We start from the raw sequence: 13993 nt of genomic DNA on the forward strand, positions 1-13993 counted from the left end.
CTTAACCCGATCGCATCTTAGCAATCAGCAGGCGAACGTCGTGCGCCTCATCACCGTCTTGCCGCGGTGCGTTGCGGGCATAGCTATCGGCAATTGCTTGGTCGCGCTGCTCTTTGCGAACCACATTGTAAGGGTGGCTGACGACGAACCGTTCCCTGGCCAGCATCTGTGGTACCACAATGTCAGCGAATTCTGCGGCGGGCATGGCGAGATGGGCCACTTCCTTTGCGCTTAAACCGGATGTGACCCAGCCGGGCATGATTGTACCGACATGGACATGATCAGGCATATCTTCGCGGAAGCTTTCGGTCAGGCCCAGTACCGCATGTTTGGACGCAATATAGGCAGCGGATCGCGGCACCGCGCAAAACAGCGAATTTTCTGAACCGACATTGTAAATCGCGGATGGATGCGATTGATCGGCCATCAAGGGGCCAAAGGCTGCGCAGCCATGCCACACACCCCAAAAATTGACGTCCATAACGCGCTTGGCATCGGCGATATCTGCCTGATGGAGTTTTGCAGATTGCTGGCTGATACCCGCATTATTGATCAGCAGATCAGCCCGGCCTTTCCAATCGAAAGCCCGCTTCGCAAGCCGCTCAACCGATTCTGCAACGGTCACATCACAGGTCACACCAAGGGCTTCTATATTGAGCGCCTGCAAACGCTGTACAGCCTCTTGGACCGCGCTATCTTGCAAATCCGCAGTGACGATAGAAGCACCGCGATTGCCAAGATGCTGCGCCAAGGCCATGCCAATTCCGCCTGCCCCGCCGGTTATTACCACCACTTGACCGACGAGATCGCTCACGCGGCTGGTTGGGCCGGAAACTTGGCCGCCACACGCCGCAGCGCATTGACATACACTTCCGGTGCCTGCGCGCCGGGGATCAACATCTTGCCCTCTACAATCATAGCCGGAACACCGGTGATGTTGAGATCATGGGCCTGTGCCTGTTCCATCCGAACGCGGTTGGCTACCTCAGGATCATCCAACACCGCCTTGGCCCCGGCGCGATCAAAGCCGCACTCCTCTGCGACATCAAGCAGGACATCCCGCTGGCCGATAGTGCGGCGATGGTTGAAATGCGCGGTAAACAAAGCAAGCTTCAGTTCGGTTTGACGCGCGGGTCCGGCACTATCAAGCGCCCAACACAGCACCTTATGGGCATCGAATGTATTCCACATCATCGCCGGCGGGGCATCACCCTGCCCGGTAAACTCCAGCGATACACCGGCATCCTCGGCGACCGATTTCATTTGCCCGCGCACAGCCTGCGTTTGTTCAGCCGTGCGATTATATTTCCGCGCAATATGAGCGGCCTGCTCCTCGCCCTCAATCGGCATATCGGGATTGAGCTCAAACGGACGCCAGCGGATTTCCGCCTCAATTTCTCCGTCCAGCAAGGCCAATCCCTTTTGCAATTGGCCATACCCGATTATGCACCATGGGCACATGACGTCCGAGTAAATATCGATGGTCATCTTGCGCGGCCCAGCGCTTGCCTGAGGATTAGTCATGATGTTTCCCTATTTGCCCTTATCAAGCCACCATTGCAGCAAATGATGGGCAATAGCCTGTTTTGGGGGCGTGTTCATCGGGGCATCCGCATCGCCCGACATGGCCGCTTGTACTTCATCGCGGGTAAACCAGCGGGCATCGGCCAGTTCGGTTTCATCCAGAGTGATCTCTGTATCCTCAGCAATCGCGGTGCAGCCCATCATCAGTTGAGAGGGGAACGGCCACGGCTGGCTCGCAATGTAATGAACCTCGCGCGCGGTGATACCGGATTCCTCCAACACTTCACGCGCAACCGCCTCCTCGATACTTTCGCCCGGTTCAACAAAGCCAGCCAGCGCCGAATATGCTTTCTCGGGCCAGCCCAAACCTCGACCAAGCAGCAACTTGTCATCATGCTCTACCAGCATAATTGTGACCGGATCGGTGCGGGGGAAATGCTGCGCCCCGCAATTTGTGCAGTTCCGCTGCCAACCGCCTTTAGCAAGCTCGGTCGAACCGCCACAAGCTGCGCAGAAGCGGTGCCGTGCATGCCAATCGACTACGCTTCGCGCACCGCCATAAATGGCTAAATCGTCCGGGCTAAGTGTGGCCATAACCGCCCATAGCCGCGGGTTCGCCATCCGGGGGCTGGCATCGCCAACTGCCGGAACCGCGGCAAAGCAGGGTTTGGTTCCGCCGCTTTCATCTGTATCGAGGCCCAGAAAGACCAATTCAGCATCTTCGGCGCAGTCTGCCAGTGTACCCCATTCCAGCGCGTTCGTATCGCTGACATGGGGCATCAAACCATCCAACTTGAGCAGCTTGGCACGCCAATTCATCAATCCTGCAAGCGCATCAGGATCGTTTCGTATATTATCTGCACGGTCCAGCCGAGATCCGGTAAATGCCAACATCATCACACGCTCAACCCAGCAATTTGTTTTTGAGATCGGCCTGAATAGCGGCCAAGAACTCTTTGCGTATCGGATAGGCTTCCGTCGGCATATATTGTGTGAACAAACACACCCGCTTGTTAAGACTGAAATCGACACTGGCCAGCGTTCCTGCTGCCCCGCCCCAGCCGTATTGTTTGCCAACAACGCGGCCACCCGCGCCGTGGCCTTCGCCCGCTATCCAGGTGGTGGATGTATCAACCGCATCGGGTAACAAGTTGGAAGTTCCAACCCGAACGGCGCTCTCACTCATAACCCGTTCGCCATCAAGCAACCCGTAGCCGAGTACCATCCGCAGGAACCGGTCATAATCCTTGGCCGAACTGACCAAGCCGCCGCCGCCCGATGGTACAAACGGAGCGTCAAGGAAGATCGAATTGGCCCCGGTATCGATAGGAAGAGTAAGGCCCCCTGCGATACCGTAATTTGTGGTGAGCCGCCCTGCTTCACTTTTCGGGACGGTGAAATATGTGCTGCTCATGCCGCACGGATCGAACAGGCGGGTCTGCAAGAAGCTTTCGAAACTCTGCCCGGATACCACTTCGATCACTCGGCCAAGCAAGTCGATGCTGGCCGAATATATCCATTCCGTCCCCGGCTGCGCCATCAGTGGCAATGTGGCCAAACGGTCGGCCCATTCCTCCAGATTTGGCGCGGGTGTAACATTTGGTAGGCCTGGAATCGGAAAGCGGCTGACACGCCCGCCAACCAAGCCTTGGTCTACAAATGCCTGACCCAGCGGCCCTTTGCTGGTGATCAGATATCCGATGCCGGCTGTATGGGTCAAGAGATGGCGAATGGTAATTGGCCGATCAGCTGGAACCGTATCTTCCAATGAGCCTTCAGGATCGACGAGCACTTGCATATCGGCGAATGCCGGCAGAATTTCACCCACTGGCTGATCAAGGCCCAGTAAGCCTTCATCGATCAGCATCATAGTCGCCATACCGGTAATCGGCTTAGTCATTGAATAAATGCGGAACAGCGAATCCTCATCAATCGGAGTGCTATCACCCAAGGCCAGCGTGCCGCCGCCGATTGTATGGGCATGATCTTCTTGCCCATCGCCCAGTGTCACCAGCATGCTGGCGACTTTCTTGCTGTCGAGGTAGCTATTCACCATTGTCGAAATGTTCGGCCAGCTTTCGCTGACATCATGGGCAAAAGCCAGACGGCCCATTGGCATGGCCGACATGGCCGCGCCTGCGGTCAGCCATGCCGAGCTGCGCAATAGTGACCGGCGGGAAAATGCAATGTCGCCACCAGCGCGGCCGAAATCACCAAATGCCATTAAGAAATCCTCTTTTGAAACTTTGTTTTACGGCCTTCTGGGCGATCAAAGGTGAACGGTCAATTGCCGGTACTTAGACGGCCTCTAGAGGTCTTGTAATCGGCAGGTGTTGCACCTATATAACACACATGCTCAATATACTCTCATTTCTGACCGGAATTATCTCTCTCATTATCGTCATACCGGCGACAATACCGTTTCTTGGCTGGGCCAATTGGCTTGCCCTTCCCCTGATAGTGATCGGCGTCATCCTCGGTGCCCTTTCATCCAGTGATGGCGGGCGGAATTTCTGCCTGATTGTTGGCCTGATCGCCGTAGTACGGCTGAGCTTGGGCGGCGGGATACTCTAATCCTGCGCCAACACCAGCCGTGCAGCCTTGGCAAATAATGTCGGCAATCCAGCGGATTCGATCTGATCTATCGGCCACCATTCACCGGACCGATTGATCTCGGTAGACTCTGCCAGACCACGCTTAACTGATAACTCCAAAGAGAAATGCGTGAACGTGTGGCGCACCACTCCGGCATCTTGCCATTTTGCGGCGTGCGGCGCTTTCCTGTCCCCATCCCCGCCTGAATGCCAGCCATCATCGGGTAATGACCGCATCCCGCCGAGCATTCCGGTGCCTTCACGCGTTTCCAGCCATACTTTCCCGTCATGCTCGATCCAGAAAGTCGTCCCTTGCCGGACCGGTTTGGCCTTTTTCACTGGCTTGACCGGCAGCCGTGCGGGATCGCCTGTTTTCTGGGCCTTACAGCCTGCTATCAGCGGACATAGCAGGCATTTGGGGTCGCGCGTTGTGCAAATGCCAGATCCCAAATCCATCATCGCTTGGGCAAAATCGCCCGCCCGCTGTTCCGGCGTTATGCTGGCTGCATCAATCCGGATTTGCTTACGTGAACCGGGCAGCGGTTGTTCAATCGCGAATAGACGCGACACCACACGCTCCACATTGGCATCGACCACTACCGCGCGCTGGCCAAATGCAATCGAAGCAATCGCTGCTGCCGTGTAAGCACCCAAACCTGGTAACTTGAGCAACTCTGCTTCGGTTTCCGGAAATGAACCCAATTCCGCAACGGCCCGCGCGCATTTTACCAAATTGCGAGCGCGGGAATAATAACCCAGCCCTGCCCACGCCGCCATAATGTCTTCATCCGGCGCAGCGGCCAATGCAAACACATCGGGCCAACGCTCCGTAAATTTCTCAAAATAGGGCTTCACGGCTGCGACTGTCGTTTGCTGCAACATGACTTCTGACAACCATACGCGGTACGGGTCTGGCAGGGCGGCGCCCGGCTGCGCACGCCACGGCAATTCCCGCGCATGAGCATCATACCAAGCCAGCAACGCAGACGCGGTACCGGACTGTATTGTCATCGCACTATTTTCGGGGGTGGTAGGCACGCAGCAGCTATGCCATGACAATTCGCAAGATGGAACGGGATACGCCAAAACAACCTGCAAAAGGTGCAGCAAAAGGTGGGAAGCCGAAGGTGAGCAACCCTAAAGCCCGACGGCCCAAAGCCGGTCGGCAATGGGAACGCGCGCGCGGCGGTCCGGCGAAGGCAATTTCTGACTTGATGCCGCAAATTGGCCGTACTGCGTTTCGCCGCTTTGGTTTCGTCCAATCAAATGTGGTTACGCGGTGGCCAGAAATTGTCGGCCCAACCCATGCCAAAGTTTGCGCCCCGGAAGCGATCCGTTTTCCTCCGGGTGAGAAAGAAGACGGCATTTTGCAATTGGTGGTACTGCCAGCGCATGCGCCGCTGATCCAGCATGTCATTCCTGAAATTATGGAACGTGTGAACCGCTTCTTCGGCTATCAAGCGGTCGCCCGGGTAAAAATCCGGCAAGGCGAGGTTAAGCCGCCCAGCGATACAGGCCAGCCCAAATCGCCCCCGTCGCTTAAGCCGATACCGATGGAGCTGGGTGAAAGCCTGCGGGATATTGGCGATCCTGAACTGCGCACTGTGCTGGAATCTCTCGCACGCAGCTTGGGCGATGATAGCAACAAAGTGGATTAAGCATCTGATGAAATTGACACCATTCATGAAAACAACCGGAGCCAAAGCAACTGCCTTGGTGATCGCAGTCGTGCTGACAGTTGCGGCCAGTAGCAATTGGAACACCACAATCGTCAAAACCGACCGCGCATATCAGGTCGGCAACGAAGCGGCGGAGGTCACTCTGACCGAATTTGTCAGCTATACCTGCCCGCATTGCGCAACATTCACGAAACAAGGCGAGGCACCCTTGCAGCTCGCCTATATCGGTCCGGGCAAGCTGAAATTGGAAGTCCGTTCCATCATCCGCAACAATGTTGATCTTGCTGCGACTATGCTGGTCCAATGCGGTGATGAATCTAACTTTCTGAAAAACCACACAATGTTTATGGCCCGGCAGGATACTTGGCTCAACATCGCCCGCAACGCAACGCGCGCGCAACAGGATGCCTGGTCAAACAATACCCCGACTGCCCGCCGTAATATTGCCAGCGCACTTGGCTTTTACGAGATGATGGAAACACGGGGCTATGCCCGTACGGATGCCAATAAATGCCTGAACGATCAGGCCAAGGTAGCCACGCTGATTGACAATACCGAAGCCGATTATGCCGAGTTTGGGATTCGAGGCACACCGAGTTTTGCCATTGATGGGGAGACGCTCGACGGCATCCACGGATGGCAGGCCCTCGAACCGGAATTGAACAGCCGCTTCTAAGGGGATAAGTGTTGGGACAAGCTGTGGATAGGCAAACGCCCCGCTTCACGCTTGCCCACCCTTCCTATACCTTTTTCCTATCTGCGAAGGATACATACAGACTATGACGACATTCCGTAAATTCACGCTCGCTGCATTGGCCGCTCCATTGACCCTCGGCTTGGCTGCGTGCGGATCAACTGATGCTGACGGCGAAGGCGCAACATCTGGCGAACCGATTGCACCGATCGCTGCACCAGAAGGTACCAGCTGGACCGATGTTGTCACCGTATCGGAAAGCGATGGATACATCATCGGCAATCCTGACGCGCCGATCAAATTGATGGAATATGCCTCTCTCACCTGCCCGGCTTGCGCAGCTTTTGCTATGTCGGCCGTGCCGGAACTGAAGACAGAATATGTCTCTACCGGCCGCGTCAGCTACGAAATGCGCAACCAGATCCACGGCCCGCATGATTTGGCACTGGCGACATTGGTCCGCTGCGGGACAGATGCCAGCTTCCACCCGCTATCCGATCAAGTCTTTGCCAACCAGCAAGCCGTACTGAACCCGATTTTCCAGAATGCGGAGGCGGTTGAACAATCTTTGACCCTGCCAGAAAACCAACGCCTGATCCGTTTGGCGGAAATCGGCGGCTTCATCGATTTCTTCGCTGCGCGCGGATTGAGCGGTGATCAGGCCCGCACCTGTTTGGCCGATGTTGAGGCTTACAAGACCATCGCCGAAAATTCTAATACCCAATCACAGGAATTGGGAGTGTCCGGCACACCAACATTCTTCATCAATGGGCGTAAGATCGACGGCAATAGCTGGGCTCAGATCGAACCGTTGCTGCAACAAGCTGGCGCCCGCTAAGGGAACCAGCAGCAGGAGGGGAAACAGGTCCGGCGATGCAGATAAAACGGCTCAAACTCAGCGGTTTTAAAAGCTTCGTCGAGCCTGCCGAACTGCGAATTGAGCCGGGCCTGACCGGCGTTGTTGGCCCCAATGGCTGCGGCAAATCCAACCTGCTGGAAGCAATCCGCTGGGTGATGGGCGAAAACTCGCCAAAATCCATGCGGTCGGGCGGGATGGAAGATGTCATATTCGCCGGCACCGAAAGCCGCCCCCCACGTGACTTTGCCGAGGTCATTCTTCATGCGGAGGATGATCACGGCGAAGAGCTGGACGTTACCCGCCGGATAGAGCGCGGCGCTGGCAGCGCATACCGGGTGAATGGCAGCGACGTTCGGGCGAAAGATGTCTCGCTGACATTCGCAGATGCTGCCACCGGGGCGCATAGTCCGGCACTGGTTAGCCAAGGCAAAATCGCCCAAGTTATCGCCGCTAAACCTGCCGAACGCCGTCAAATGCTGGAAGAAGCGGCTGGTATTGCCGGTTTACACGTCCGCCGCCGCGATGCGGAAAGCAAACTTCGCCAAACAGAGACCAACCTCGCCCGGCTCGAAGATTTGATGGCGGGCCTCGATACGCAAATGGCATCGCTGCGCAGGCAGGCGAAGCAAGCCGAGCGCTACACTCTGCTCACCGATCAAATCAATGTGGCAGATGCCCGCGTCTTGTTTGCCCGGTGGCGCGATGCAGCCGCTGCTGCCGAAAAAGCGCGCGGGGAAGCCAAAAATGCAGACGCCAAGGTCGCTGCCGTCCAAACCGCCAGCGATGCCGCACAGGCGGCGCAACATACCGCCGCCGCCGCCTTGGCCGAAGCGAGGGAAGAGCAATCTGACCGCCGCGATGATGCCAGCGCGCATGGCCACCGGATGGCGTCGCTAACCTCTCAGTTGGAAGCGGCAGAGCAGCGGCTGGCCGATCTGGACCGGCAGAAACTGCGACTGGAAGAAGACCGCGGGGAAGCCGACCGGCTGACGAAAGATGCCGCCGAAGCATTGGCGCGGCTTGAGCGGGAACTGGCCGACAATGAGAAAACCTTGGCTGGTGACGAGTTGCGCCGCCCGGTTCTGGCCGCAGAATTGGAAGAAGCGGAACGTGCCGGTCGGGCAGCCGAGCTGGCATTGGCCAAATCCACCGCTGATCATGCAGGCGTTGAAGCGGAATGGCGCGTTGCTGAGGCAGAAATATCGCAATCTCAATCCCGACTCATGCGGTTCGACACCGAAATCCAGCGGCAAAACGCTGCGCGGGCGGCACTGACCGAAGCTGGCGATCCGGCAGAGGCTGTGCAGGCCGCGCAGAGCGCTGTGGCAGCTGCGACTGAAACCCTTAGTCAAAAGCGTGCCGATCTGGAAACCAAGCGTGCCAGCAAACACCAGTTGCAAATTGACCGCGACAATGCCGCCAGCGCGCTTGCCACCGCGAAAGCGGAACTGGCCGGGATAGAGCGCGAATATTCCGCATTGGTTCGCGATCGCGATGCGCGGGAACGCCAGCGGGCACAGCGCAAGGGCTTACCCGCCGCACTGGATGAAGTGCGCGCTGAACCGGGCTATGAACGCGCTTTGGCCGCCGTGCTGGGCCGCGACGCCAAATCACCCTTAGGGCAGCCTGATGGCGATAGAGATGGCCGGTTCTGGACCGGTGGGGCTGCGCCGCAAGCGGTAGAAAACAGCCTTGCAAGCCATGTAACCCAATGCCCAGCGCAATTGGCCGCACGCTTGGCCTTGGTCCATGTGGTCGAACATGACGATAGCCGGGAGCTGAGACCCGGCGAGTGGTTGGTCACGGTGGCGGGGCATTTACGCCGGTGGGACGGTTTCGTCGCGCGCGGGGAAGGCGCTGCTGAGGCCGCAAGACTGGAGGCGGAAAACCGCCTTGCAAAGCTGGAAAGCACCCTTCCCGCGTTACAGTATGCCGCCAGCGAGGCGGAGGGTCTGCAAACCAGCACGCAAACCGCCTTGTCCGGTCTTCAACGTGACTTGGTCGGTGCAGAACGCGGCGTCTCCGAAGCTGCCGAGGAAGAACGCCGCAGCCTGCGGGCGCTGGACCAAGCGGAAGCCGCGCGTGAACGGGTCGCGGCCCGTTTGGAAGAACTCGCCGCAGCGCAAAGCGATCTGGCAGAGCAACGCGCACAGGCTGAGACAGAGCTGGCAGCCGCTGAGCAGCGCCGCACCAACCTGCCCGATCCGGAGACTGGCCGGGCGACGTTGGAGGCGGTTCAGGCGAAACATGATGCCGCACGCGCAACCTTACAGGCGGCGACCGCGTCGCTCGCAGCGCATGATCAGGCTCTCGCCGTTGCGCGCGAACGTACGGCGGCGCAGCGCAGCGATATGGCCAACTGGCAAGCCCGTTCCGGCGAGGCGGCCCGGCGCCTGTCAGACATGGCCCGCCGGTTTGAAGAAATTGCCGAAGAACGCGCCGTATTTGCGGCAAAGCCGGAAGGTCTGCACCGCGAAATTGAACAAGGCGACATCGTCCGCGCCAGACTGACAGAAGAGCTTGCCGCGGCGGAAAAGGCTGTTGCAAGCGCGCAAGAAACAGCGCGTGAGGCTGACACCACATTTGCCGCGACGAATGAGGCCTTGTCCGCTTCACGAGAAGCGCGTGCTGGATTGGCCGCACGGGCTGAGAATGAAGAAGCTCGCCGCGCCGAAATGGCGAGAATTTCTGGTGAACGCTTCCAATGCCCGCCGCCAATGCTGGCTGGCCGATTTGAATTCGACGCAGAAAATGTCAAAAATGCAGGTTTGGAACGCGAAGAGCTAGAGCGCCTTACCGCCAGCCGCGAACGGATCGGGCCGGTCAATTTGGTCGCCACTGAAGAACTCGCCAAGCTAGAGGAAACTGCCGGATCCAGCGCAGAAGAACAGGCCGAACTGACAGAAGCCGTCAACCGTTTGCGTGGCTCTATCGGCAGTTTGAACCGCGAAGGGCGCGAACGATTATCAGCCGCGTTCGAGCAAGTAGATGGCCATTTCCAGCGTCTTTTCACCCGGCTGTTTAATGGCGGCCAAGCGCATCTGGCGTTGATTGACAGTGACGATCCGTTGGAAGCCGGCCTTGAAATCTATGCTCAGCCGCCGGGCAAGCGTTTGCAATCGCTCACCCTGCTATCAGGCGGGGAACAGGCGCTGACCGCCATCGCTCTCATCTTCGCGCTGTTCCTTACCAATCCTGCGCCAATTTGCGTACTCGACGAAGTCGATGCGCCGCTCGATGATGCTAATATTGACCGGTTCTGTGATTTGCTGGAAGCCATGACGAAGGAAACGACAACACGGTATCTGATCGTCACGCATAACGCAGTCACTATGAGCCGGATGCACCGGCTATTCGGCGTCACTATGGTCGAACAGGGTGTGTCCCGTCTGGTCAGTGTAGATTTGGGCGCAGCCGAAGAATTGGTCGCCGCGGAGTAGCCAGTTAAGCAGCCAAAGCGCCTGCCAACCGCCCTCTGATATCTTTCAATCGCGCCAATATCTCGGCCCGTGACATCGCGTCTTCCTGAACTTCGGACAGCTCCAAAACGGGTTCGGATGGTTGGCTGGTTGCCGCTGGAGAGGTACCGAAGAACTCTCCAACGCCGCCACTATCGGCAATCGGCGTGGTCAATTCCAATGGAACCGCTTCAGCCTGCGGATGACGTACATACCCCTGCTCTTCCGATTGTTCATCTGGAACGGCGCCGCCGGCTTTGCCTGACTCAATCGCCTGCTGAGCGCCTTTCAACGTATATCCTTCGCTGTTTACCAACTGGTCAATGGTTTCGATCAACGCGACATCTTCGGGGCGGTAATACCGCCGTCCACCGCTGCGTTTCAGCGGTTCCAGCATGGGAAATTGCTGTTCCCAATACCGTAGAACGTGGGTCTTGATATCCAGCGCCTTGCTGACTTCGCCAATAGTCCGGAGTGCTCCGTCCTCTTTGCCATCGTCAAAATTGGCACTCATATCGGTTTCCTTAATTTAGCTGCCGCGCGCAACGCGCTCCTTCAGTGTTTGGCTCGCCCGGAAAGTCATAACCCGGCGCGGCGTGATGGGTACTTCTACGCCCGTTTTGGGGTTGCGGCCAATCCGTTCTTTCTTGTCACGCAACACGAAGCTGCCAAATCCTGAGATTTTGACATTCTCACCATTGCCCATCGCATCGCACATATGATCGAGAATGGATTCCACCAGGTCGAGCGATTCCGCACGCGAGAATCCCATCTTGCGATTGATAGTCTCTGCCAGATCAGCTCTGGTCAACGTACTCACCGAACGCGACATTCACTATCTCCCAATATCAGCGCGACCCGATTTCTAGAGCTCTGTGAGTTTTGTATCTAAATTCAAGCGATTGGGCAATGTTTGCCAGAAATTAGCTTAAATCCGTCAAATTCGGACAAGCGAAGCGCCCCAGGTGAACCCGCCACCCATCGCTTCAAACATCACCAGATCACCCTTTTTAATCCGCCCGTCGCGTATGCCTGTGTCAAAGGCCAAGGGAACAGACGCTGCCGATGTGTTGGCATGTTGGTCTACTGTGACAATGATTTTGTCCGCCGGTAAACCGAGCTTTCTGGCGGTAGCATCAAGAATCCGGGCATTCGCCTGATGCGGTACGACCCAATCGATATCATCCGGCGCAACGCCCGCCGCTTCCAAGGTCTCTCGCAGCACACCTGCCAAGTTGACCACGGCATGACGGAACACCTCGGGGCCCTTCATCCGCAATTTACCGACGGTTCCCGTGGTTGATGGACCGCCATCGACATAGAGCAACTGATTATGCGCCCCGTCCGCATGAAGTTTGGTGTCGATCACCCCCGCACCATCCTGCGCGACGTCTTGCGCTTCAAGAACGATTGCACCGGCACCGTCACCAAACAGAACACAGGTGGTGCGGTCTTCCCAGTCGAGAATGCGGCTGAATGTTTCAGCGCCGATTACCAGCGCGCGCTTCGCCATTCCGGTGCGAACCATGGAATCGGCTGTCGCGAGGGCGTAAAGGAAACCGGAACAGACCGCCGCAACATCGAAGGCGATGCCCCCATTGCAGCCCAAATTATTCTGCACCACAGTGGCTGTGGCGGGAAATGTTTGATCGGGCGTGGCCGTTGCCAAGACAATAAGATCAATATCCGCGGCATCGACCCCCGCAGCTTCCAAAGCACGCCCGGCAGCCAATGTCGCCAGCGAAGATGTGGTATCGCCATCGCCGGCGATATAGCGTTGCCGGATTCCGGTACGCTCGACAATCCACTCGTCGCTGGTATCAACCCGCTGTGCCAATTCTGCGTTGTTTACGGGAACGCCAGGAAGCGCCGACCCGCTGCCGAGAATGACAGAACGGATCACTCGGTTGGAGCGCCTTGAGCGCGGCTTTGCAACGCGTTCAGATCCGCCGTAATACGGTCTGTCAAATTCGCTTCGAGTAGCTTCGCTGCAACCGTTACGGCATGGGCGACACCGCCGGCTGTGGCACTGCCGTGGCTTTTCACCACCACACCGTTCAAGCCCAAGAAGACCGCGCCGTTGTGGTTATTGGGGTCCAAGTGATGCTTCAGCAATTCCGTAGCAGGGCGGGAAACCAAAAAGCCCACTTTGGACCGGATGGAGCTGGTGAATGCCGCCCGTAACAAATCGGTGACGAACCGCGCCGTGCCTTCAATCGCCTTCAAGGCAATATTGCCGGAGAACCCATCGGTTACAACGACATCGACTTCACCGCGATTGATTTTGTCCGATTCGACGTAGCCGTCAAAATCCATGTCGAGGCCAGTGGCCTCTTGCAGTTCCGCCGCTGCATCGCGCAAGCGGTCGAAACCCTTAATCTCTTCCGTACCGATATTAAGCAGCCGCACGCGCGGCTTACGGCCCAGAATGATCCGGGAATAGGCGGCACCCATAATGGCAAATTGGACCAAATTGCGGGCGTCAGCCTCTGTATTGGCGCCCAGATCAAGCATGATGACATCATCATCTTCGAGTGTGGGCATAACTGCTGCCAGCGCGGGCCGGTCAATTCCCGGCATCGTCCGCAGCGCAAGCTTGCTCATCGCCATAAGTGCGCCGGTATTTCCAGCGCTGACGGCGGCACCGGCATTGCCTTGCTTCACCGCATTGACCGCAAGGCCCATCGACGTTGTCTTGGCACGCCGCAACGCCTGTGTCGGGATTTCATCCCCGCCAACCACATCATCGCAATGCAGAATTTCCGAGGTACCTCTTAAATTGGGGTGCTCGGCCAGGGCGGCTTGGATGCGTGTTTCGTCCCCGACCAGCAGGAACTGGAACTGATCATGACGGCGACGCGCTTCGGCGGCGCCTTCAATCATTACGCGCACGCCTTCATCGCCGCCCATCGCATCAATTGCGATACGCGGTGTGGTCATGAGCGTATTCTCCGGGGGACGGTCTTAAAGACCGACAGCGATGATTTCGCGACCGTTATAGTGACCGCATGCATTACACATGTTGTGCGGGCGCTTCAGTTCACCACAGTTGGAGCATTCGTGGAATGCCTCAGGCTTCAGTGAGTCGTGTGAACGACGGATTCCGCGACGGTGCGGCGATACTTTTCTCTTAGGGACAGCCATAGCGGCACCTGTTCCTTAAATAATACGGTCTGTTGTAATGG

15 protein-coding genes are annotated in these 13993 nt (G+C 57.4%); 5 read left to right on the forward strand and 10 right to left on the reverse strand.

Translation table 11 applies throughout. The annotated features are described in order from the left end of the window. Window position 1: 1 nt before the first annotated feature. From HKD42_RS07215 to HKD42_RS07230, 4 genes are read right to left on the reverse strand one after another with little or no spacing between them, the layout of a single operon-like run. A complete protein-coding gene (locus HKD42_RS07215) occupies window positions 2-814 on the reverse strand; it encodes an SDR family NAD(P)-dependent oxidoreductase (RefSeq protein ID WP_170011730.1) in 813 nt (270 codons plus the stop codon). After that, a complete protein-coding gene (locus HKD42_RS07220) occupies window positions 811-1524 on the reverse strand; it encodes a DsbA family oxidoreductase (protein ID WP_170011732.1) in 714 nt (237 codons plus the stop codon). Before HKD42_RS07220 ends, HKD42_RS07215 begins: the two co-directional genes overlap by 4 nt. Window positions 1525-1533: 9 nt before the next feature. Next, on the reverse strand, window positions 1534-2421 hold the full coding sequence (gene nudC / locus HKD42_RS07225; RefSeq protein ID WP_246236784.1) for an NAD(+) diphosphatase: 888 nt from the start codon (window positions 2419-2421) through the stop codon (window positions 1534-1536). A 7-nt stretch (window positions 2422-2428) separates the two neighbouring features. Beyond that, window positions 2429-3748: a serine hydrolase domain-containing protein gene (locus HKD42_RS07230; protein ID WP_170011734.1), complete on the reverse strand. Its 1320-nt coding sequence runs from the start codon at window positions 3746-3748 to the stop codon at window positions 2429-2431. Window positions 3749-3876: 128 nt separating this feature from the next. On the opposite strand from HKD42_RS07230, the gene HKD42_RS07235 reads away from it, so the two are divergent. After that, the gene (locus tag HKD42_RS07235) at window positions 3877-4098 is read left to right on the forward strand and encodes a hypothetical protein (protein ID WP_170011736.1); all 222 of its coding nucleotides are present in this window, start codon (window positions 3877-3879) and stop codon (window positions 4096-4098) included. On the opposite strand, the gene HKD42_RS07240 is transcribed toward HKD42_RS07235, so the two are convergent. After that, the gene (locus HKD42_RS07240) at window positions 4095-5129 is read right to left on the reverse strand and encodes an A/G-specific adenine glycosylase (protein ID WP_170011738.1); all 1035 of its coding nucleotides are present in this window, start codon (window positions 5127-5129) and stop codon (window positions 4095-4097) included. The two genes, HKD42_RS07235 and HKD42_RS07240, sit on opposite strands and share 4 nt — an antisense overlap. 56 nt (window positions 5130-5185) lie before the next feature. On the opposite strand from HKD42_RS07240, the gene HKD42_RS07245 reads away from it, so the two are divergent. The 4 genes from HKD42_RS07245 (at window position 5186) to HKD42_RS07260 (ending at window position 10790) form a co-directional block, all read left to right on the forward strand. Beyond that, the gene (locus tag HKD42_RS07245) at window positions 5186-5776 is read left to right on the forward strand and encodes a DUF721 domain-containing protein (protein ID WP_170012189.1); all 591 of its coding nucleotides are present in this window, start codon (window positions 5186-5188) and stop codon (window positions 5774-5776) included. A gap of 7 nt (window positions 5777-5783) precedes the next feature. Beyond that, window positions 5784-6473: a DsbA family protein gene (locus HKD42_RS07250; protein WP_170011740.1), complete on the forward strand. Its 690-nt coding sequence runs from the start codon at window positions 5784-5786 to the stop codon at window positions 6471-6473. Window positions 6474-6576: 103 nt separating this feature from the next. After that, the gene (locus HKD42_RS07255) at window positions 6577-7329 is read left to right on the forward strand and encodes a DsbA family protein (RefSeq protein ID WP_170011742.1); all 753 of its coding nucleotides are present in this window, start codon (window positions 6577-6579) and stop codon (window positions 7327-7329) included. A gap of 35 nt (window positions 7330-7364) precedes the next feature. Then, complete coding sequence (locus HKD42_RS07260; protein ID WP_170011744.1) at window positions 7365-10790, forward strand: chromosome segregation SMC family protein; 3426 nt, start codon at window positions 7365-7367, stop codon at window positions 10788-10790. Between the two features lie 4 nt (window positions 10791-10794). On the opposite strand, the gene HKD42_RS07265 is transcribed toward HKD42_RS07260, so the two are convergent. The 5 genes from HKD42_RS07265 to rpmF all read right to left on the reverse strand — a co-directional run bounded on the left by HKD42_RS07265 (window position 10795) and on the right by rpmF (window position 13952). After that, the gene (locus HKD42_RS07265) at window positions 10795-11322 is read right to left on the reverse strand and encodes a MerR family transcriptional regulator (protein ID WP_170011746.1); all 528 of its coding nucleotides are present in this window, start codon (window positions 11320-11322) and stop codon (window positions 10795-10797) included. 15 nt (window positions 11323-11337) lie between these two features. Further along, window positions 11338-11640, reverse strand: coding sequence for an integration host factor subunit alpha (locus HKD42_RS07270; protein ID WP_170011747.1), 303 nt, complete (start codon window positions 11638-11640; stop codon window positions 11338-11340). A gap of 105 nt (window positions 11641-11745) precedes the next feature. Further along, window positions 11746-12711: a beta-ketoacyl-ACP synthase III gene (locus HKD42_RS07275; protein ID WP_343042238.1), complete on the reverse strand. Its 966-nt coding sequence runs from the start codon at window positions 12709-12711 to the stop codon at window positions 11746-11748. Continuing rightward, the gene (gene plsX / locus HKD42_RS07280; RefSeq protein ID WP_170011749.1) at window positions 12708-13748 is read right to left on the reverse strand and encodes a phosphate acyltransferase PlsX; all 1041 of its coding nucleotides are present in this window, start codon (window positions 13746-13748) and stop codon (window positions 12708-12710) included. Before plsX ends, HKD42_RS07275 begins: the two co-directional genes overlap by 4 nt. 24 nt (window positions 13749-13772) lie before the next feature. Beyond that, window positions 13773-13952: a 50S ribosomal protein L32 gene (gene rpmF / locus HKD42_RS07285; RefSeq protein ID WP_170011751.1), complete on the reverse strand. Its 180-nt coding sequence runs from the start codon at window positions 13950-13952 to the stop codon at window positions 13773-13775. Between the last annotated feature and the right edge of the window lie 41 nt (window positions 13953-13993).

This window comes from Pontixanthobacter rizhaonensis (assembly GCF_012972675.1).
In the GTDB taxonomy this organism is placed as follows: domain Bacteria; phylum Pseudomonadota; class Alphaproteobacteria; order Sphingomonadales; family Sphingomonadaceae; genus Pontixanthobacter; species Pontixanthobacter rizhaonensis.

Excerpts from the sequence above, each read along its gene's own strand:
- HKD42_RS07220 (WP_170011732.1), bottom strand. The coding sequence starts at position 1,524 with ATGACTAATCCTCAGGCAAGCGCTGGGCCGCGCAAGATGACCATCGAT.
- nudC (WP_246236784.1), bottom strand. The coding sequence starts at position 2,421 with ATGATGTTGGCATTTACCGGATCTCGGCTGGACCGTGCAGATAATATA.
- HKD42_RS07230 (WP_170011734.1), bottom strand. The coding sequence starts at position 3,748 with ATGGCATTTGGTGATTTCGGCCGCGCTGGTGGCGACATTGCATTTTCC.
- HKD42_RS07235 (WP_170011736.1), top strand. The coding sequence starts at position 3,877 with ATGCTCAATATACTCTCATTTCTGACCGGAATTATCTCTCTCATTATC.
- HKD42_RS07240 (WP_170011738.1), bottom strand. The coding sequence starts at position 5,129 with ATGACAATACAGTCCGGTACCGCGTCTGCGTTGCTGGCTTGGTATGAT.
- HKD42_RS07245 (WP_170012189.1), top strand. The coding sequence starts at position 5,186 with ATGGAACGGGATACGCCAAAACAACCTGCAAAAGGTGCAGCAAAAGGT.
- HKD42_RS07250 (WP_170011740.1), top strand. The coding sequence starts at position 5,784 with ATGAAATTGACACCATTCATGAAAACAACCGGAGCCAAAGCAACTGCC.
- HKD42_RS07255 (WP_170011742.1), top strand. The coding sequence starts at position 6,577 with ATGACGACATTCCGTAAATTCACGCTCGCTGCATTGGCCGCTCCATTG.
- HKD42_RS07260 (WP_170011744.1), top strand. The coding sequence starts at position 7,365 with ATGCAGATAAAACGGCTCAAACTCAGCGGTTTTAAAAGCTTCGTCGAG.
- HKD42_RS07265 (WP_170011746.1), bottom strand. The coding sequence starts at position 11,322 with ATGAGTGCCAATTTTGACGATGGCAAAGAGGACGGAGCACTCCGGACT.
- HKD42_RS07270 (WP_170011747.1), bottom strand. The coding sequence starts at position 11,640 with ATGTCGCGTTCGGTGAGTACGTTGACCAGAGCTGATCTGGCAGAGACT.
- plsX (WP_170011749.1), bottom strand. The coding sequence starts at position 13,748 with ATGACCACACCGCGTATCGCAATTGATGCGATGGGCGGCGATGAAGGC.
- rpmF (WP_170011751.1), bottom strand. The coding sequence starts at position 13,952 with ATGGCTGTCCCTAAGAGAAAAGTATCGCCGCACCGTCGCGGAATCCGT.